This is a genomic window from Streptomyces sp. NPDC107654 (assembly GCF_055639035.1).
The window spans coordinates 216554-235372 of the sequence record NZ_JBVKBI010000011.1 but is presented as its reverse complement, the minus strand read 5'-3'; the positions used below and the strand labels follow the sequence as shown (position 1 = coordinate 235372).

General features: G+C 74.7%; 16 protein-coding genes and 1 pseudogene. 11 read left to right on the top strand and 6 right to left on the bottom strand.

Going from position 1 to position 18819, the window contains the following annotated elements:
- The 5 genes from ACZ7N4_RS21635 to ACZ7N4_RS21615 are packed head-to-tail and all read left to right on the top strand — an operon-like array spanning position 1 to position 8244.
- Positions 1 to 4866, top strand: a complete 4866-nt coding sequence (locus ACZ7N4_RS21635; RefSeq protein ID WP_471360010.1) for a beta-ketoacyl synthase N-terminal-like domain-containing protein — start codon at positions 1 to 3, stop codon at positions 4864 to 4866.
- A complete protein-coding gene (locus ACZ7N4_RS21630) occupies positions 4863 to 5183 on the top strand; it encodes an acyl carrier protein (protein ID WP_471360008.1) in 321 nt (106 codons plus the stop codon). The genes ACZ7N4_RS21635 and ACZ7N4_RS21630 overlap by 4 nt, the downstream gene beginning before the upstream one ends.
- Positions 5184 to 5186: 3 nt before the next feature.
- Positions 5187 to 5987: an alpha/beta fold hydrolase gene (locus ACZ7N4_RS21625; RefSeq protein WP_471360006.1), complete on the top strand. Its 801-nt coding sequence runs from the start codon at positions 5187 to 5189 to the stop codon at positions 5985 to 5987.
- Complete coding sequence (locus ACZ7N4_RS21620; protein WP_471360004.1) at positions 5984 to 7165, top strand: glycosyltransferase; 1182 nt, start codon at positions 5984 to 5986, stop codon at positions 7163 to 7165. Before ACZ7N4_RS21625 ends, ACZ7N4_RS21620 begins: the two co-directional genes overlap by 4 nt.
- The gene (locus ACZ7N4_RS21615) at positions 7162 to 8244 is read left to right on the top strand and encodes a class I SAM-dependent methyltransferase (protein WP_471360002.1); all 1083 of its coding nucleotides are present in this window, start codon (positions 7162 to 7164) and stop codon (positions 8242 to 8244) included. The genes ACZ7N4_RS21620 and ACZ7N4_RS21615 overlap by 4 nt, the downstream gene beginning before the upstream one ends.
- Before the next feature lie 21 nt (positions 8245 to 8265).
- Here ACZ7N4_RS21615 and ACZ7N4_RS21610 read toward each other — a convergent pair whose 3' ends face one another.
- Positions 8266 to 9321, bottom strand: coding sequence for a lysylphosphatidylglycerol synthase transmembrane domain-containing protein (locus ACZ7N4_RS21610; RefSeq protein ID WP_471360000.1), 1056 nt, complete (start codon positions 9319 to 9321; stop codon positions 8266 to 8268).
- 256 nt (positions 9322 to 9577) lie between these two features.
- On the opposite strand from ACZ7N4_RS21610, the gene ACZ7N4_RS21605 reads away from it, so the two are divergent.
- Positions 9578 to 10222, top strand: coding sequence for a DedA family protein (locus tag ACZ7N4_RS21605; protein WP_471359998.1), 645 nt, complete (start codon positions 9578 to 9580; stop codon positions 10220 to 10222).
- 17 nt (positions 10223 to 10239) lie between these two features.
- Here ACZ7N4_RS21605 and ACZ7N4_RS21600 read toward each other — a convergent pair whose 3' ends face one another.
- Positions 10240 to 10767 carry a gamma carbonic anhydrase family protein gene (locus ACZ7N4_RS21600; protein WP_471359996.1) on the bottom strand — a complete coding sequence of 176 codons (528 nt, stop codon included), beginning with the start codon at positions 10765 to 10767 and terminating at the stop codon, positions 10240 to 10242.
- A gap of 109 nt (positions 10768 to 10876) precedes the next feature.
- Here ACZ7N4_RS21600 and ACZ7N4_RS21595 point away from each other — a divergent pair, with 109 nt between their 5' ends.
- The 3 genes from ACZ7N4_RS21595 to ACZ7N4_RS21585 all read left to right on the top strand — a co-directional run bounded on the left by ACZ7N4_RS21595 (position 10877) and on the right by ACZ7N4_RS21585 (position 13147).
- A complete protein-coding gene (locus ACZ7N4_RS21595; protein WP_471359994.1) occupies positions 10877 to 11641 on the top strand; it encodes an acyltransferase in 765 nt (254 codons plus the stop codon).
- Between the two features lie 329 nt (positions 11642 to 11970).
- Positions 11971 to 12543, top strand: a complete 573-nt coding sequence (locus ACZ7N4_RS21590; RefSeq protein WP_471359993.1) for a helix-turn-helix domain-containing protein — start codon at positions 11971 to 11973, stop codon at positions 12541 to 12543.
- 43 nt (positions 12544 to 12586) lie between these two features.
- On the top strand, positions 12587 to 13147 hold the full coding sequence (locus ACZ7N4_RS21585) for a YbaK/EbsC family protein (protein ID WP_471359991.1): 561 nt from the start codon (positions 12587 to 12589) through the stop codon (positions 13145 to 13147).
- A gap of 85 nt (positions 13148 to 13232) precedes the next feature.
- Here the strand turns inward: ACZ7N4_RS21585 and ACZ7N4_RS21580 are convergent, their stop codons facing one another.
- Positions 13233 to 14288, bottom strand: coding sequence for a cation diffusion facilitator family transporter (locus ACZ7N4_RS21580; RefSeq protein WP_471359989.1), 1056 nt, complete (start codon positions 14286 to 14288; stop codon positions 13233 to 13235).
- A gap of 61 nt (positions 14289 to 14349) precedes the next feature.
- Here ACZ7N4_RS21580 and ACZ7N4_RS21575 point away from each other — a divergent pair, with 61 nt between their 5' ends.
- The gene (locus ACZ7N4_RS21575) at positions 14350 to 14715 is read left to right on the top strand and encodes an ArsR/SmtB family transcription factor (protein WP_471359987.1); all 366 of its coding nucleotides are present in this window, start codon (positions 14350 to 14352) and stop codon (positions 14713 to 14715) included.
- Here the strand turns inward: ACZ7N4_RS21575 and ACZ7N4_RS21570 are convergent.
- The 3 genes from ACZ7N4_RS21570 to ACZ7N4_RS21560 all read right to left on the bottom strand — a co-directional run bounded on the left by ACZ7N4_RS21570 (position 14712) and on the right by ACZ7N4_RS21560 (position 18276).
- A complete protein-coding gene (locus ACZ7N4_RS21570) occupies positions 14712 to 15941 on the bottom strand; it encodes a 4-hydroxybenzoate 3-monooxygenase (protein WP_471359985.1) in 1230 nt (409 codons plus the stop codon). The genes ACZ7N4_RS21575 and ACZ7N4_RS21570 overlap by 4 nt on opposite strands.
- Positions 15942 to 16007: 66 nt before the next feature.
- Entirely contained in the window at positions 16008 to 17642 is a 1635-nt protein-coding gene (locus tag ACZ7N4_RS21565) for an APC family permease (protein ID WP_471359983.1), read from the bottom strand.
- A 226-nt stretch (positions 17643 to 17868) separates the two neighbouring features.
- Positions 17869 to 18276 carry a CoA-binding protein gene (locus ACZ7N4_RS21560; RefSeq protein ID WP_471359981.1) on the bottom strand — a complete coding sequence of 136 codons (408 nt, stop codon included), beginning with the start codon at positions 18274 to 18276 and terminating at the stop codon, positions 17869 to 17871.
- A 140-nt stretch (positions 18277 to 18416) separates the two neighbouring features.
- Between ACZ7N4_RS21560 and ACZ7N4_RS21555 the strand changes: the two are divergent.
- Positions 18417 to 18782 (top strand): annotated as a pseudogene (locus ACZ7N4_RS21555) (hypothetical protein); the annotation flags it as partial.
- Positions 18783 to 18819: the final 37 nt, after the last annotated feature.

Here is an 18819-nt window from a genome sequence, read left to right as displayed (position 1 = left end):
ATGACCGAGCCGCGGAAGGGACCCGTCGCGGAACCCCAGACGCCCGTCGCCGTCATCGGGATGGCGGTGCTGCTGCCCGGCGCCCGCGACCTGGACGCCTACTGGAGCAATCTGCGCAGCGGCGCCGACGCCATCACCGACGTCCCCCCGGACCGCTGGGACGCCGACTACTACCGTCCCGGCTCGGCCGCCGGACCCGCCGTCGCGGGCCAGGTGTACTGCCGGCGCGGCGGATTCGTGGACGGCCCGCCCGAGGTGGAGGTCACCCGGTACGGCATCATGCCCGCCTCGGTGCCCGGCACCGAACCCGACCAGCTGATCGCCCTCGACGTGGCCGCCGCCGCGCTCGCCGACGCGGGCGGCACCGACCGGCTGCCCGACCGGCACCGGATCGGCGTCGTCCTCGGCCGCGGCGGCTACCTCACCCCCGGCCTCGCCCGGCTGGACCAGCGGGTGCGCACCGCCCACCAGCTCACCCGCACCCTGGGCGAGCTGCTACCCGACCTCGAACCCGGCCAACTCGACCGCATACGGGCCGCGTTCACCGAACGGCTCGGCACCGACAGCCCCGACGCCGCGATCGGCCTGGTCCCCAACCTCGCCGCCTCCCGCATCGCCAACCGCCTCGACCTGCGCGGCCCCGCCTACACCGTCGACGCCGCCTGCGCCTCCTCCCTGGTCGCCGTCGACCAGGCGGTCACCGCGCTCACCACCGGCCGCTGCGACCTGATGCTGGCCGGGGGAGTGCACCACTGCCACGACATCACCCTGTGGAGCGTCTTCTCCCAGCTCCGCGCGCTCTCGCCGACGGAACGCAGCCGTCCCTTCCACCGCGACGCCGACGGCATCCTCATCGGCGAGGGCACCGGTGTCGTCGTACTCAAGCGGCTCCCGGACGCCCAACGCGACGGCGACCGCGTCTACGCCGTGGTCCGCGGCACGGGCGTGGCCGGCGACGGCCGTACGGCCGGGCTCGTCACGCCCGATCCGGGCGGGCAGACCCGGGCCGTGCGCCAGGCCTGGCGGGCCGCCGGACTCGACCCCGCCGCACCGGACTCGATCGGCCTGCTGGAGGCGCACGGCACCGCCACACCCGCCGGGGACACGGCCGAACTCACCACCCTCGCCGAGGTGTTCGGCCCGGGCACGGACCTCGGACCGGACGCGGGGCGGCCGGTGCTCGGCTCGGTGAAGTCGATGATCGGCCACACCATGCCGGCGGCCGGAGTGGCCGGCCTGGTCAAGGCCGCGCTCGCCCTGCACCACCGCACCCTCCTGCCCACCCTCCACTGCGACGACCCCCACCCCGGCCTGGCCGCCACCCGTTTCCGCACCCTGGACCGGGCCCAACCCTGGCAGCCCGGCGGACACCGGTCGCCCCGGCGGGCCGCGGTGAACGCCTTCGGGTTCGGCGGCATCAACGCGCACGTGGTCCTGGAGGAGGCCCCGGACCGGGGACCCGGACCCGCAGAGTCCGCTCGCGTCACCGCGCCCGCAGAGTCCGCTCGCGTCACCGAGCCCCCAGAGTCCGCTCGCGTCACCGAGCCCGTCACGCCCGCCCGCGTCACCGAGCCCGTCACGCCCGCCCGGGTCACCGAGCCCGCCGCGGACGCCCGGAGCGCCGCCCGGGTCACCGCTTCCGTCACCGACGCCCGGAGCGCCGCCCGGGTCACCGAGCCGGAGCGCGTCCTCCTGCTCTCGGCCGACGACGTGGACGCCCTCGCCGCTCTCCTCCGCGCCGACGACACGGCGGTGCTCGCCGCCGGGCTCGACCCGGCCCGCCCGCACACCGGCGCCGGCCCGGTCCGGCTCGGTGTCGTGGACCCGACCGCCAGACGGCTGGCCCTGGCCCGTCGAGCGGTCGCCAAGGGCGGCGCCTGGCACGGCCGCGGCGACGTGTGGTTCCGGCCGGGTCCGCTGCTCGGCCGGGCCGGCGGCAAGGTGGCGTTCGTCTTCCCCGGTCTGGAGGCGGACTTCACCTCCCGCACCGACGACATCGCCGCCCACTTCGGTCTGCCCCCGGCCGCCCGCGCCGGCCAGGACGTCCGGGTCGGCGACATCGGCCGGCACGGCTTGGGCGTCGTCGGTGCGGGCCGCCTGCTCGACCAGGCCCTGCGCCGGATGGGTGTCGTACCGGACGCGGTCGCCGGGCACAGCGTCGGCGAGTGGACCGCCATGGCAGCCGCCGGGCTGTACTCGGCGGCCGAAGTGGACGCGTTCATGGCCCGGTTCGACCCCGACACGGTCACCGTCCCCGGTCTCGCCTTCGCCGCCGTCGGCACCTCCGCCGCCCAGGTGCGTGCCGCGCTCGCCACCGCCGGGGGCGACTCGCGGATCGTGCTCTCCCACGACAACGCGCCCCGCCAGTCCATGGTGTGCGGTCCCGGACCGGCGGTGGCGGAGTTCGTCCGGGCGCTGCGCGCCGAGGGCGTGATCTGCCAGGTGCTGCCGTTCCGCTCCGGCTTCCACACACCGATGCTCGAACCGTTCCTGGCCCCCATCAAGGAGGCCGCCGACCGCTTCCGGCTCCACCCGCCCACCGTGCCGGTGTGGTCCGGGACGACCGCGGCGCCCTTCCCCCGGGACGAGCCGGCCGTCCGCGAACTCTTCGTACGGCACCTGCTGGAGCCCGTCCGGTTCCGGGAGCTGACCGAGGCCCTGTACGCCGCCGGTCACCGCGTCTTCGTGCAGACCGGGCCCGGCCGGCTGCCCTCCCTCATCGGCGACACCCTCGGCGACCGCGATCACCTGGCCGTCGCCGCCGACTCACCCCACCACGGCGGCCTCGCCCAACTCCGGCGCGTGGCGACCGCCCTGTGGGCAGCGGGTGCGGCCGTGGCACCGAGCGGACCATCCCGGGCCCCGGCGGGCCGCCCCGCCGGCGCCCGCCCGCCCGTCCGCCTCGACCTGGGCAGCGCCCTGGTCTCCCTGGACGGCCCCACCCGGGAGGCCCTGCGAACGGTTCTGCGGCCGGCGCCGAGCACAGTCGCGCTCGTCCCCGGGCACGCCCCGGCCGGCGCCCCCGCGCTCGACGACCTCGCCCGGCACCACCCGGCCGCCGCCGAACTCACCGCCCTCCTCCGGGACACCGCTGCCACCGCGGCCGAGCTGATGGCGGCGAGCCGCCGACCCGGCGGCGAAGCGACCCTCCCGCCCACCCCACCCCCCGCCCCCGTCAGGGCCCCGGAGGCGGCCACCACCCCCGGCGAGCCCCCCGCCCCCACCGCCGCCAAGCCCCCCGCCAAGACGCCCGCCCCCGCCGCCACCTCCATCCCCGCCACCACCACAACCCTCCACATCTCCCCGCACACCATGCCCCACCTCCTGGACCACTGCTTCTTCCCCCAACGCCCCGGCTGGCCCGACCTGGAGGACCGCTGGCCGGTGGTCCCCGCCACCACGATCGTCCGGCACATGACGGACGCGGCGGAGCGGGCGGCCCCCGGTCTGCGTGCCGTCGCCGTGCTCGGGGCCCGGTTCGACCGGTGGCTGACCGCCGTACCCCCCGTCGACGTCCCCGTCACCGTCACCCCGGTCCCCGGCCGCCCGGACCGGGTCGCCGTCACCTTCGGGCCCACCGCCCGCGCCGTGGTCGAACTCGCCCCGCACCACCCCGTACCGCCCCCGCCCCGTGCCCGCCCGGACGGGCCCGAACGCCTCCCCGAGCACACCGCCGCCCAGCTCTACCGCGACCGCTGGATGTTCCACGGCCCGCGGTTCCAGGGGCTGACGGAGCTGACCGCGCTCGGCGAGCGGCACATCCGCGGGGTGATCACCGTGCCCCCGGCCCCCGGCGCCCTGCTCGACAACGTGGGCCAGCTGCTCGGCTACTGGATCATGGCGACCCGGACCGAGCGGACGGTCGTCTTCCCGGTGCGGTTGGGGGAGGCGCGGTTCCACGGACCGGACCCGGAACCCGGCACCGAGGTGCACTGCCTGCTGCGGATCACCTCCCTCACCGACACCGTGCTGGAGGCGGACGCGGAGCTGACCGCCGGCGGCCGGGTGTGGGCCCGGCTGACCGGCTGGCAGGACCGCCGCTTCGACAACGACCCCACCACCCGGCCCGTCGAACGCTTCCCCGAGCGCCACACCCTGTCCACGGCCCTGCCCGGCGGCTGGGCCCTGGTGCACGAGCGGTGGCCGGACCTCGCCTCCCGCGAGCTGATCATGCGCAACTCGCTGGGGAACGCGGAACGCGAGGCGTACGCGGCCCGGCCGCCGCGGGGGCGCCGGCAGTGGCTGCTCGGCCGGATCGCGGTCAAGGACGCCGTACGGCACTGGCTCTGGCAGCACGGCGAAGGGCCGGTCTTCCCGGCGGAGATCAGGGTCGGCAACGACGGACTCGGCCGCCCGTACGCCGCCGGTGTCCACGGCCGCGAGCTGCCCCCGCTGGACGTCTCGCTCGCCCACCGGGCCGAGGCGGGCGTGGCCATCGTCCGGCCGCACCGCCCCCGGCCCGGCCCCGGCATCGACATCGAGGAGGTGACCGACCGCGACCCGGCGACCCTGAGCACCGCGCTCGGCCCGGCCGAACTGCGGCTCCTGCGCGCCCGGTGCGCGGACGGCGGCGCCCCGGAGGCCGTGTGGTTCACGCGGTTCTGGGCCGCCAAGGAGGCCGTCGCCAAGGCCGAGGGCGTCGGATTCGACGGCCGCCCCCGGGACTTCGCCGTCCTGGAGGCCGCCCCCGACGGCGGACGGCTCCTCGTCTCCGGCCGCCTGGAACGCGCGTACACCGTGCACTGCGCACCCGTGACCAACCCGCCCGGTCTGCCGCGGCGCTCCTACGTGGTGGCCTGGACGACCGGCCCCGGAACCGACGCCGCCGCACCCCCCGACCCCGCAGCCGAGGAGTACTCCCGATGAACCCCACCCCGCCGGCCCCGGCGCAGCCCACCGCCGACACCGTGCTCGCCGAGATCGGCGACATGCTGCGCACGGTCCTCGCGGAGTACGGCGACTACGACGTGGTGATCGGCATGTCCACCACCTTCAACCGCGACCTGGAGCTGGAGAGCATCGACCTCGTCACCCTGGCCGGGCTGCTGGAGGAGCGGTACGGACAGCGCGTCAACCTCGCCGAGTTCCTGGCCGGCATGGACTTCGACGAGATCGTCGACCTGACCGTCGGCCGGCTCGTGGAGCACGTGGTGTGGAGCCTGAAGACCACCCAGGCGGGCTGAACCATGGCCATGGTCGACGCCGGAGGCATCCGGCTGCACGTCCAGCGCACCGGCCCCCCGGACGGCCGCACCGCGCACGCCACCGTCGTCCTCGTGCACGGACTGCTCACCGACAGCCTGGCCAGCTACTACTTCACCGTCGCCCCCGCGTTCGCGGCGGCCGGACTCGACGTCGTCATGTACGACCTGCGCGGCCACGGCCGCAGCGAGCGCCCGCCGCACGGCTACACCCTCGACCACAACATCGCGGACCTGGAGGCGCTCCTCGGCCGGCTGGCCGTCACCGGGCCCGTGCACCTCGTCGGCAACTCCTACGGCGGCACCATCGCCTTCGGCTACGCGGCCCGCCACCCCGGCCGCGTGGCCACCCTGACCCTGATCGAGTCCGAGCCGGCGACGGCCGCCTGGGCCGTGAAACTCGGCCGCATCCTGCGCCGGGTGACCACCGAACTCGCGTACAACGAACGGGACGCGCTCGCCTGGATCACCGCCCACCGCGGCCACAACACCGCCCGTCTCGCCAGGGGCGCGGCCCGGCTGGCCCGCGAGACCACCCTGGGCCGGGACATCCCCGCCAGCCGGGTCCTCACCGAGGCCCAGATCAGGGCCGTACGCTGCCCGGTCCTCGGCGTGTACGGCGGTGACTCCGACCTGGCGGATCTGGTGCCCGAACAGCGGCGGCTGCTGGCGGACTTCCGGGCCGTCGTCCTGCCCGGGCACGAACACTCGGTGCTGGTCGAGGCGCCCGGCACCGTCGGCGGGCACGTCCTGGACCTGGTCGGCGCGGGGGCGGGCGTCCGGTGAGCGGCTTCCTCTTCGTCGTGCCGCCGCTGACCGGGCACATCAACCCCGCCGTCGGGGTCGCCGCCCGGCTCGCCGCGCACGGCCACCGGGTCGCCTGGGTGTGCGCCGACCCGGCGCTGGTGCGGCGGCTCGCGGGCGCGGACGCCGTCGTGTTCGACTGCGCGGGACCGGTGCCGGGCGCCCCGGGCGCCGTACGACCGCCCGGGCTGCGGGGCGCGGAGGCGCTGCGGTTCCTGTGGGAGTGGTACCTGCTGCCGCTCGCCGACGCGATGGCACCCGGGGTCGCCGCGGCCGTCGCCGCGTTCCGCCCCGACGCGGTCGTCGCCGACCAGCAGGCCTTCGCCGGCGCCCTGGTGGCCGAGCGCCTCGGCCTGCCCTGGGCCACCTCGGCGACCACGTCCGCCGAGTTCAGCGGCGCCTACGACGGCCTGCCCAGGGTCGCCGCCTGGCTCCGCGAGCGCCTGGCCGAGCTGCGCGCCCGGGTCGGCGACCCGTCCGGCACCGCCGACCCGCGCTCCTCACCCCACCTGCTGCTGGTGTTCAGCACCCCGGAACTCATCGGCCCGCGGGCACCCTTGGCCCCGCACATCCACTACGTCGGCCCGTCGCTCGCCGGCCGCCCGGCCGGACCGGACTTCCCCTGGGAACGGCTGGCCCACGGGCGGACCAAGGTCCTGGTGACCCTCGGCACGGCCAACGCGGACGCCGGCGGCCGGTTCCTCACCGAGGCCCTGGCCGCGCTGCGGGACCGCGCCGACCGGATCCAGGCGGTGATCGCCGACCCGTCCGGCACCCTGTCCGGGGCGCCGGACGACAAGGACGTCCTGCTCCTGCCGTCCGTGCCCCAGCTCCCGCTGCTGGAGCGGATGGACGCCGTCGTCTGCCACGCCGGGCACAACACCGTGTGCGAGGCCCTGTGGCACGGCGTCCCGCTCGTCGTCGCGCCCATCCGGGACGACCAGCCGGTGGTGGCGGGGCAGGTGGTGGACTCCGGCGCGGGCGTCCGGGTCCGCTTCGGCCGGGTCACCGCGGCCCGCCTGGGCGACGCCCTCGACACCGTCCTGCACGACCCCGCCCACCGGGCCGCCGCCGCCCGGATCAGCGCCGCGTTCCGCGCGGCGGGCGGTGCCCCGGCCGCGGCGGCCCACCTCGAACGACTGGCAGGGGAGAGCCGATGAGAGACGCCCGTCAGCACGGCCCCGGTGACAGGACGGCCCGTGTCGCCGCCCTGCGCCCCGCCTACCGGGCCGACCTGGACGCCGGCACCGAACGCTTCCTCGCCCCCCGGCGCACCACCTGCCCCTGGTGCGCGTCCCCCCGCCTCGCCCCCCGCCTGCGCACCACCGACCTGCTGCAGCACAAGCCCGGCCGCTTCACCCTGGACCGCTGCGCCGACTGCGGCCACGTCTTCCAGAACCCCCGACTGACCGCCGAGGGACTGGAGTTCTACTACCGGGACTTCTACGACGGCCTCGGCGAGCAGCGGATGAGCGGCACCTTCGGCGGGCGCGGCGCGATGTACCGGGGCCGGGCCGAGGCCATGCTGCCGCACGACCCCGCCCCGAAGACCTGGCTGGACGTCGGCACCGGTCACGGCCACTTCTGCGCGGCGGCCCGCACCGTCCTGCCCGGCACCTCGTTCGACGGGCTCGACTTCACCGACGGCGTCGACATCGCCGCCCGCGAGGGCCGCGTGGACCACGCCCACCGCGGCGCCCTCCCCGACCTGGCCCCCGAACTCACCGCCCGCTACGACGTGCTGAGCATGTTCCACTACCTGGAGCACAGCACCGACCCCGACCGCGAACTCCGCGCCGCCCACCGGGTCGTACGGCCCGGCGGCCACCTTCTCGTCGAGGTGCCGGACCCGGAGAGCCGCTACGCCCGGCTCCTCGGCCGCTGGTGGCTGCCCTGGCTCCAGCCGCAGCACCTGCACCTCATGCCGGTCGCCAACCTGCGCCGCCGGCTCACCGACCTCGGGTTCACGGTGGTCGCGGAACAGCACGCCGAGCCCCACGACCCGGTCGACCTGCTGGCCGCCGTGTGGCTCGCGCTCGACCACACCGCCCCGCGCGAGGACGCGCCCTGGCTCCCCGAGCCCCCCGGCCCCCTGCGCCGCGCCACCCGCACCGCGCTGCTCCTGGCCGGGGTCCCCGCGCTCCTGACCGCCACGCTCCTGGACCGGCTGGTGCTCCGCCCCCTGGCCCACCGCCTTGGCCTGTCCAACGCCTACCGCCTGGTGGCCCGCCGGACCTGACCCCCGGAGCCCCCGCAGGCGTCACAGCACCCTCCTGCGGATCAGTGCCGACAGCACCACCGCCCCCGGTACCAGCGGCAGCCAGTCGAGCAGCACCCGGTACCCGATGACGGTCGCGGTGGCCGCCGTCGGTGCGGAGCCGAAGGCGACCAGGGTCCACACCAGCGCCGCGTCCACCGCGAGTCCGCCCGGCGCGGGCACCGCCCCGGCCGCCGTGCCCGCGGCCAGGTGCGCGAGCACGACCTGCTGCCAGGGCAGCCCCAGCCCGAGCGAGGCCCCCACACAGGCCAGGGCGCCCGCCTGCACCAGCGGCATCGCCGTCGCCCCGCCCCACAGGGCGAGCACCCGGCGGGGCCGGCGGTGCACCACCCGCGCGTCGGCGAGGGCGGAGCGCAGCAGCCCGGCCACCGGCCGCCGCAGCGGTCGTACGACCGTGAGCAGCACCGCCGCCACCGCGAGCGCCCCGGCCGCGACGGCGGCGAGCGGCAGCAGCAGCCGCCCGTCCGGTACCAGGTCCCGCAGCCGCCGCCGGTCCGGCGACACGGCCAGGAACGCCAGCAGTACCAGCGTCTTCGCCGAGGACCGGGCCAGCGAGTACAGGCCGATCGACGCGGTCGCCCGCGCCGGCGGCACGCCCCGGCCGCGCAGGAAGCGCAGGGTGACGGCGTGGGCGCCGAGCCCGCCGGGCAGTACGTGGTTGGCGGCGCCGGCGGCGAACTGCGAGGCCAGCAGCGGCCCCGGCGGCAGCGGGTCGGGCAGCGCGCCCTGCCGGGCGCAGGAGGCGGCCACCCAGGTCAGACAGGTGAAACCGGCTCCGGCCAGCAGCCACCAGGGGTCGGCCGCCACCAGCCGCCGTACCCCTTCGTCCAGCACGGGCCGGTTGGCCACGGCCCAGCCGGCGGCGAGCAGGAGGGGTGCCAGGGACAGGGCCAGCCGTAGCGGCCGGGCCGGCCGCCGGGGCACCGGGCGGGCCGCCGGCCCGGCGCGCACGGACCGCGGACCGGTGGGCGAGGGTGAGGACGGGGAGGACGGGGAGGACGGGGGAGACAGCGGGGTGAGCGGGGACGGTGGGGGCACGGGGACGTCGTCCTTCCGCGGCGGGCCCCACACGGGGGCCTGGGGAGGCGGGCGGGCGGAACGCGGAGAGCCTTCCCCTCCCGCGTGACACCGGGATGGCCGGAATCGCAAGGGGCGAGGGCGGGACGGTGCCGCCGGGGCGGGCGCGCGCGGGCAGCCGTTCGGCGCCGACCAGGTAGCCTTCCCTTGGGACGCGCTTTACATGCGGCGGCCCGGAAAACCGGAGAGCGGCACAGCGACAGGGGAGGAACCGGCGGTGCACGTCCAGGAATGGCTCGACTCGGTGCCGGCGGCCGCCGTGTACGCCGTGGTGGCCCTGGTGATCGGTCTGGAGAGCCTGGGCATCCCGCTGCCGGGGGAGATCATCCTGGTCTCCGCGGCGCTGATGTCCTCCCAGCACACGGGGGTCAACCCGGTCGTCCTGGGCGCCTGCGCGACCGCGGGCGCGGTGATCGGCGACTCCATCGGCTACGCCATCGGCCGCAAGGGCGGACGCCCGCTGCTGGCCTGGCTCGGCGGAAAGTTCCCGCGCCACTTCAGCGCCGGCCATGTGGCCACCGCCGAGCGGTCCTTCGAGAAGTGGGGCATGTGGGCGGTTTTCTTCGGCCGTTTCGTCGCCCTGCTGCGCATCTTCGCCGGCCCCCTCGCGGGCGTCCTGCACATGCCGTACTGGAAGTTCCTGATCGCCAACGTCCTCGGCGGCATCTGCTGGGCCGGCGGCACCACGGCCGTCATCTACTACGTCGGCATCGTCGCCGAGGACTGGCTGAAGCGCTTCTCCTACGTGGGCCTGGGCGTGGCGGTCCTGATCGGCGTGGCCTCGATGCTGGTCCTGAAGCGCAAGGCGAAGAAGGCCCAGCCGGCCGAGCGGGAAGCGGAACCGGTGAACGCCGGGGAGTGAGGCGCCCCCCACGCTTCCTACCGGTGCACCTCCTTGTGCGCCTTGCCCAGCTCGGCGTAAAGGGTGCCGTTGAGGGTGACCCCCTCCCGCTCCTCGGCGGAGAGCGGCCGCTTCACCTTGGCCGGCACGCCCGCCACCAGCGACCCCGCCGGCACCACCATCCCCTGCGGCACCAGGGCCTGGGCCGCGACCAGGGACCCGGCGCCGATCACCGCCCCGTTCAGCACGGTCGCGCCCATCCCGATGAGGCAGTCGTCCTCCACGGTCGCCCCGTGCACCACCGCGTTGTGCCCGATGGACACCCGCTCCCCGACGGTCACCGGGAACCCGGGGTCGGCGTGCAGGGTGACGTTGTCCTGCACGTTCGCCTGCGCGCCCACGGTGATCCGCTCCACATCCCCGCGCACGACGGCCCCGTACCAGACGCTGGCCCCCGCGTGCAGCGTGACGTCCCCGATCACGGACGCCGTGGGCGCCACGAACGCCTCCGGGTCGATCCGCGGCTCCTTGCCCCCGATACCCGCGACCAGCGCCTGCTGTGTCATCACCGTCTCCTCGTGTCGGCCGTACACGGCACGGTACGACACCCGGTGGGGCAAAGATCACAGCAGCCCGCTCTCTGCGCGTGAGACGACCGGTGAGTAACGTGACCTCGTGCCGAAGCGCAAGAACACGTTCTCATCCTGGCGGCGGGGCCTGGCCCAGCGAGCCGTCCACGCGGCCTGGTCCTGGGTGCAGCGCAGCGGCTCGGTCACGGCCGAGCACCCCGCGGGGTACCGCTTCGGCTCGATCGGCGAAGCCACCCGGCTGGCCTTCCCGCTCGGCACGATCTTCGGCGAGCCCTGGATCCGGATCGGCTCCTACTGCATCATCGCCGAACAGGTCACCCTCACCGCCGGCCTCATGCCCGACCTGGACCTCGGCCCGGACCCGATCCTGCGCATCGGCGACGGCGTGGTCCTCGGCCGCGGCAGCCACGTCATCGCGGACACGACGGTCACCATCGGCAGCGACTGCTACTTCGGCCCGTACGTCTACGTCACCTCCACCAACCACTCCTACGACGACCCGCACGAGCCCATCGGCAGGCAGTGGCCGCGGATGGAGCCGGTGGAGATCGGCCCGGGCTGCTGGATCGGCACCGGCGCGGTGATCCTCCCGGGCGCGCGGATCGGCCGGAACGTGGTCGTGGCGGCCGGTGCCGTGGTCCGGGGCACGGTGCCCGACCACGCGGTCGTGGCCGGGGCGCCCGCCAGGGTCGTACGGCGCTGGACACCCGAGGACGGCTGGCAGCCGCCCCTGCGGACGCCCGCCCCGGTGCCGATACCGGACGGCATGACACCGGGGCAGCTGCGGGCGCTGGCGGATCTGGACGAGGAGGCGGTGGCACGGCTGGCCGCGCTGGAGCCGGAGGGCTGACCGAGGGCCGCCCGCGGGACGCGGCAGCTCCGTCTCCCTCCCCGGGACGGTTCGGAATGGCTCGCCGACCCGCTCGACGGCCGTCCGCGCGCCTGGGCCCGAACGGCCCGGCCGTGGCGGAAGCACGCTGTCCGGCTTCGACGGTCCGGGTCAGCAGTCGCCACCGAGAGTCGGCCGGCCCCCGGAGCAGGCTGGTGGACAAGGCGAAGAATGCTGTCACGGCCGGCCTCGCAGTACAGTTCGGTGAACACTCGGGTGCACCGAACCGTAGTTCAGTGAGATGAACTACGCCATCCAGAATATTGACCTTCCCGGATATTGGACACAACGTGTCGGACCTCGACCTCCTGACCCAGTCCCTGGCGCGCAACGTCAGGCACTGGCGCTCGGTGCGCGGCTTCACGCTCGACGTGCTCGCCGCCCGGGCGGGTGTCAGCCGTGGCATGCTCATCCAGATCGAGCAGGCCCGCACCAACCCCAGCATCGGCACGGTCGTCAAGATCGGCGACGCGCTCGGTGTCAGCATCACCACGCTCCTCGACTACGAGCAGGGGCCGAAGGTCCGCGTGGTCCCCGCCGAACGCGCCGTACGGCTGTGGCACACGGAGGCCGGCAGCTACAACCGGCTGCTCGCCGGCACCGAGGCGCCCGGACCGCTGGAGATGTGGGACTGGCGGCTGATGCCGGGGGAGAGCAGCCCCTCCGAGCCGCATCCCTCCGGCACGGTGGAACTGGTCCACGTCACCGCGGGCGAGCTGACGCTCACCGTCGAGGGCGAGGAGTACCGCGTCCCGGCGGGCGGGAGCGTCTCCTTCGAGGCCAACGTCCCGCACCGGTACGGCAACCAGGGCGAGGAGCCGATGGAGATGATCATGGCCGTCTCCGTGCCGCCCGTCCCCTGAGACCCCGGTACGGCGGACGGGCGCGCCTTGCTAGCGTGCGGCCATGCGCGCACCCATCGGCAACTTCGACGCCGCGACCCCCGCACCGGACTGCCTCGACGAACTGAGCGCCCCGGTCGCCGACGCCGTACGCGACTGGCGGGGCGCGGTCCCGGCCGACCGGATCCTGTACGTCGACACCGAGCCGCAGTGGGCCGACACGGCCGTCTTCGTGGAGCACTACGGCCGGGACCTGCTGGAGCGGTCGGCGAACTGCGTGGTGGTCGCCGGAAAGCGGGCCGGAGAGACCACCCTGGCCGCGTGCGTGGTGCCGTCCGCCACCCGGGTCGACGTCAACGGGGTCGTGCGCCGCCAACTGGGCGCCCGCAAGGCCTCGTTCGCCTCGATGGAGACGGCGACCGGCGAGACCGGCATGGAGTACGGCGGCATCACCCCGATCGGCCTGCCCACCGCCTGGCCGGTCCTGCTGGACCCCGCCGTAGTGGACCTCCCCTACGTCCTGATCGGCAGCGGCCGGCGTCGCGGCAAACTCCTGGTCCCCGGCAAGGCCCTCACCGAACTCCTCGGCGCGGTGGTCGTGGAGGGCCTGGGCGTACCCGCCTGACCCGCCCCGCCCCGGCCCGGGTGGGAGTCGGCCCCGTCGGTCGTCCGATCGTGCGGCCGCACCCCGCCGCGCACCCCGGTCGCGCTCACCTCACCCCGTGGTGGGCCAGTGTCAGATGGGGATCCGCTTCTCCCGGGGCCGGTGCCGGGTCCGCGTGGACGAGCGCCGCCGTGAGGCGGGGTACCGCGTGGAGCAGGGCGTGTTCCGTCTCGACGGCGATGGCGTGGGCCTGGCGCAGGGTCGCCTCGCCGTCCACCACCACCGTGAGTTCGGCCCGCAGCCGGTGCCCGATCCAGCGCAGCCGCAGCTCGCCCACCTCCCGGACCCCCGGCACCGCGCGTACCGCGTGCTCGGCCCGGTCCACCAGGGCCGGGTCGACGGCGTCCAGGATCCGCCGGAACACCTCCCGGGCCGCGTCCCGCAGCACCAGCGCGATCGCGGCCGTGATCACCAGGCCGACGACCGGATCGGCCAGGTCCCAGCCCAGCGCCGAGCCGCCCGCGCCGAGCAGTACCGCCAGCGACGTGTAGCCGTCGGTACGGGCGTGCAGACCATCGGCGACCAGGGCCGCGGAGCCGATCTCCCGGCCCACCCGGATCCGGTACCGGGCCACCCACTCGTTCCCGGCGAAACCGAGCAGCGCCGCCAGCGCGACCGCCGGCACCTGGGTGACCGGGCGCGGTTCCAGCAGCCGCCCGACGGCCGCCCAGCCGGCGAAGGCCGCGGAGGCCGCGATGGTCAGCACGATCACCAGACCCGCGAGATCCTCGGCCCGGCCGTACCCGTAGGTGAACCGCCGGGTCGCCGCCCGTCGGCCCAGCACGAAGGCGATGCCGAGGGGGACGGCGGTCAGCGCGTCCGCCGCGTTGTGCACCGCGTCGCCGAGCAGCGCCACCGACCCGGAGGCGGCCACCACGACCGCCTGCGCCAGTGCCGTCGTCCCCAGCACCGCCAGTGACACCCACAGCGCCCGGACACCGCGCGCCGAGGACTCCAGCGCCGGGTCGAGCTTGCCGGCGGTCTCGTGGGAGTGCGGGGTGAGCAGGTGGGCCAGGCGGTGCCGCAGGCCGGGCGAGGGGTGCGGGTGCTCGTGGGTGTGGTGGTGCGGATGCGCGTGGGTGTGGTGGTGCCGGTCGCTCACGTCCGTCCCCTTCCGGTGTGCGGGAGTGGACGCTCGGCGCCCACGGAGTCATTATGTGCGTATGAGCGCACGCATGCACCTGTCACCTGCGCACCATGCGCACGAGCGCACCCCGGGCGAGGAGCACTTCGCCCTCGCCGCCGACCTCCTCGCCCTGCTCGGCGACCGCACCCGCCTCGCCCTGCTGCACACCCTGACCGCCGGCGAGGCCGACGTCACCACCCTCACCGAGGCGTGCGGAGCCGCCCGCCCGGCCGTCAGCCAGCACCTGGCCCGGCTGCGGCTGGCCGGTCTGGTGGACACCCGCAAGGAGGGCCGCCGGGTGATCTACTCACTGCGCCACGGACATGTGCGGCGGCTGGTGGAGGAGGCCCTGAAGACGGCGGACCACCGCCTCGCCGACGGCGGTGGCCGAGGGGAGCGCTAGGCGGGTCGGAACGCGTCGGCCGTGCCCAGGTACTGCTCGGCGAAGGCAGCCGCCGCCGCGGGCGAGGTGAACAGCCGGCGCAGGCGGGCCAGCGTGGTGCCGGACCGGTAGGGGTCGCCGCTGGAGACGCCGTGGTAGATCTCGGACAGCCACTGCGAGAACTCCTGGTAGTCCCACACCCGGCGCAGGCAGGCGTCCGAGTAGCCGTCCAGGCCTGAGGAGTCGCCCGTCGTCAGCTGCGCGACCAGCGCGTCACCGAGCAGGAACGCGTCGCTCAGCGCCAGGTTCATGCCCTTCGCGGCGATCGGCGCGACGAGGTGCGCGGCGTCGCCCGCCAGGAAGAGGCGGCCGGACGCCATGGGCTCGACGACGTAGTTGTGCATGTCCAGCACCCGCTTCTCCAGCAGCCGCCCCTCCTTCAGCGGAGGGCGGTCCGCCGCGCCGAGACGCCGCTGCAGCTCGTCCCAGACGCGCGCGTCCGACCAGGCGTCCGGGTCGTCGCCGGGCGGGCACTGGAGGTAGTAACGGGTCATCCCGGGACTGCGGGGCATGTGCCCGGCGAACCCGTCGGCGTGCATCCCGAACAGCACGCGGTCGGCGGACGGCGGTGCCTCGGCCAGCAGCGCCAGCCAGCCGATGCCGTAGTCGTACCGCGAGATCCGCGTCCGCCCCGGCAGCGCGGCCCGGCTCGCCCCCCGGGCCCCGTCGCAGCCGGCGACGAACGCGCAGTGCACCCGTTGCCGTTCCCCGCTGTCCGGGTCGGTGTAGGAGACGGCGGGCCGGTCCGAGTCCAGGTCGTGCAGCGTCACGTCGCGCACGCCGAAGCGGATCTCCCCGCCGCGCACGTCGGCGTACTCGCGGACCAGGTCGGTCACGAGCAGCGGCTGCGGATACACCCAGTGGTGACGCCCCGTCAGCTCCGCGTAGGCGAAGCGGTGACCGTGCCCGTCGAAGCGGAACTCGCACGCGGAGTGCCGCTCCGCGCGGGCCGACAGACCGGCGGCCAGGCCGCGTCGCTCCAGGCCGCGTACGGCCCACTCCTCGATGACGCCGGCGCGGGGCCGTTGTTCGATGAACGCCCTGCTCCCGGTCTCCAGGACCAGGCAGTCGACACCGGCGGCCCGCAGGATGTTCCCGACGGTCAGGCCGGCCGGCCCGGCGCCCACGACGACGACCGGGAAGCGGGTGGCGGCAGGGGAGTCCGGGTGGGGGGAGGGAGACGTCACACGGGCCATTATGACGGTGTCCCGTCAGACGAGCCGACGGGACACCGGGGTGCGGGACGGGCGGGGTCAGTGCGCGGGCGCGTCCGTGACCACGACCTCGTCGATGCTCCGCTCGATCGCCTCGGGCCGCGACGCGGTGGCCTTGGCCCAGTAGTAGATGACCAGGGAGAACGCCGCGACGACCAGGATGTCCCACCACAGCGGGATGGTGCCCCGGCCGCCGAAGCCGCCCAGCCAGGAGATCACACCGAGGCCGGCCAGGTAGGCGGGCAGCCACTGCGCGGCCCTGAAGTCCAGCCGGGGCGCGTCGGGAAGCCGCTTGCCGGTGGCGTACCAGGCGTAGGAGCCCAGCAGCACGTAGCCGAGCAGGATCGCGAAGCCCAGCCGCCACAGGGTGTCCCAGCCGGCCCAGTAGATGATCAGGTTGGCGACCACGAACGACAGCGGCGAGATGATCTTGCCGCCGGGCAGCCGGTAGGGGCGCTCGAAGTGCGGCAGCCGGTCGGCGAACACGCCGTAGGCCAGCGGCGCGCCCGCGTACATCAGCACGCTCGCCGAGGTGATGAAGCCGACCAGCTCCTGCCAGCTCGGGAACGGCAGGAAGCAGACCACACCGGTGACGAACGACATCAGCAGGCCGAACCACGGCACACCGCGCTTGTCGGTCTTCGCGAAGGCCTTCGGCGCGTAGCCGTTCTTGGCCAGGCCGAAGGAGACGCGCGAGGTGGCGGTGGTGTAGATCAGGCCGGTGCCGCCGGGGGAGATGATCGCGTCCACGTAGAGCACCCAGCCCAGCCAGCCCAGGCCCACGAGGGTCGCCAGGCCCGCCCAGGGGCCGCTGATGCCGGCAAAGTGGAGCTGGGCCCAGCCGTGGGCGAAGGAGGCGTGCGGCAGCGCGGCGATGAACACGACCTGCAGCAGGATGTAGATCACGGCGCCGATCGCCACCGAGCCGAGGGTCGCCCGCGGCAGGTCGCGCTTCGGGTTGCGGCTCTCGCCCGCGAGCTGGATCGCCTGCTCGAAGCCGAGCAGCGCGAAGATGATGCCGCTGGAGCTGATGGCGCCGAGGACGCCCTTGGCGCCGAAGGGCGCGAAGCCCTCCGAGGTGAAGTTGCTCGTGTGGAAGTTGCCCAGCGCGATGACGAAGATCGCCCCGAGCGGGACGGCGATCTTCCACCAGGTGGCGGCGCTGTTGGTGTGCGCCAGCGCTCGGACGCCGAAGAAGTTGACGCCGACGAAGACCGCCATCAGGGCCACGGCGGTGAGGAAACCGCTGGTCGTGAGGGTTCCGTCGGCGTGCTGCAGGCTCTGGGCCCACTTCCAGTGACCGGCGTAGCCGATCATGGCCTCGACCTCGATCGGGGCCACGGTGGCGGCCTGCAGCCAGGCGAACCAGCCGAAGGACATCCCGGCCAGGCCGCCGAACGCGTAGTGCGGGTAGCGGGCCGTGCCGCCCGCCACCGGGAACATGCCGCCCAACTCGGCGTGGACGAGCGCCAGCAGCACGATCGCGACCGCGCCGATCACCCACGAGATGATCGCCGCCGGGCCGGCCACGACGACCGCCTTCTCGGCGCCGTAGAGCCAGCCGGAGCCGATGATGGAGCCCACCGAGGCCCACATCAGGCCGATCAGTCCGACGTCGCGGCGCAGACCGCCGGACTCCGTCGTGGCCTGTGGCAAGGCGTCGACTTTCGCCATGTCAAGTGGCCTCTCAGTTCATGAACGCAGAATCAACGAGCAAGGAGGCCACAGGCTAGGAAGGCTTTCCGTGTCGGCAAAAGACTGTTTTCCAAAACTTGACCCTGGATCTTGCCTGTCTTGGAGACAGCAGTGAGTGCTCTTCTCGTCACAGTCTTTGCACAGCTCAGGCGGCTGGTCGGAATGTCAATATTCAGTGGTGAATTGTGAGAAGAAAGTGAGACACCTAGTTCAGGAGGGGAATTTCGATCGCCGGGCACCGGTCCATGACCATCTCCAGGCCCGCTGCCCGGGTCCGTTCGTACGCGGCCTTGTCGACGACGCCCAGCTGGAACCACACCGCCCGCGCGCCCTTCGCCACGGCCTCGTCCGCCACCGCGCCGGCCAGCTCGCCGTTCACGAAGACGTCGACCACGTCCACGTCGAAGGGGATGTCCGCGAGGGAGGCGTAGCCGCGCTCCCCGTGCACCGTCTCGGCCTTCGGGTGCACCGGCACGATCCGCTTGCCGAACCGCTGCAGCACCCCCGCCACCCCGTAGGCGGCCCGGCGCTGGTTCGAGGACAGGCCGACCACCGCCCAGGTGTCGCCCAGCTCGGTCAGGATCCTGCGGACAGTCGCTTCGTCGCCGTACATCGGCCGCCTCCTCGGGCTGCGGGAACAAGGTGTCCGGGCAACGCCGTCCCGCCGGGCCGGGATTCCCGCCGTACCCGGCACGCTGTCCGGAATCGGTGCAAGCCGCTGCATACGGCCGCCGGTCCGCCTACGCTCACCCCGTGCTGCGCATCCTCGACGCCAGAACCGGTGAGCCCGTCCCCGCCGCGCCCGCCCGCCGCGGCCTGACCCGCATCGAGGTCCATGCCTTGGGCCTGGACCCGACGGGCCTGCGCGTGCTGCTCACCGCCGACCTGCTCGTCCGTGCCCTGGAACTGGGCGGCACCCCGGTCTGGACGATCCTCACGGCCCCCCGCGACCGGCCCGAACTGCGCACCGCCGCCACCCGCCTGGCCGTCCGCCCCTTCGAGGACGACCGCGACCTCGCCTCGGGACTGGGTGAGGCCCAGCTCCTCCATGTGGCCCAACGCGGCGCCGAGAGCGCGCTCGGGGAGGGGCCGGTGGTCTCGGTGGCGCCGGTGGAGTGGGTCGCGGGAGACGAGCGGGGCGAGCGCGGCGAGGCGG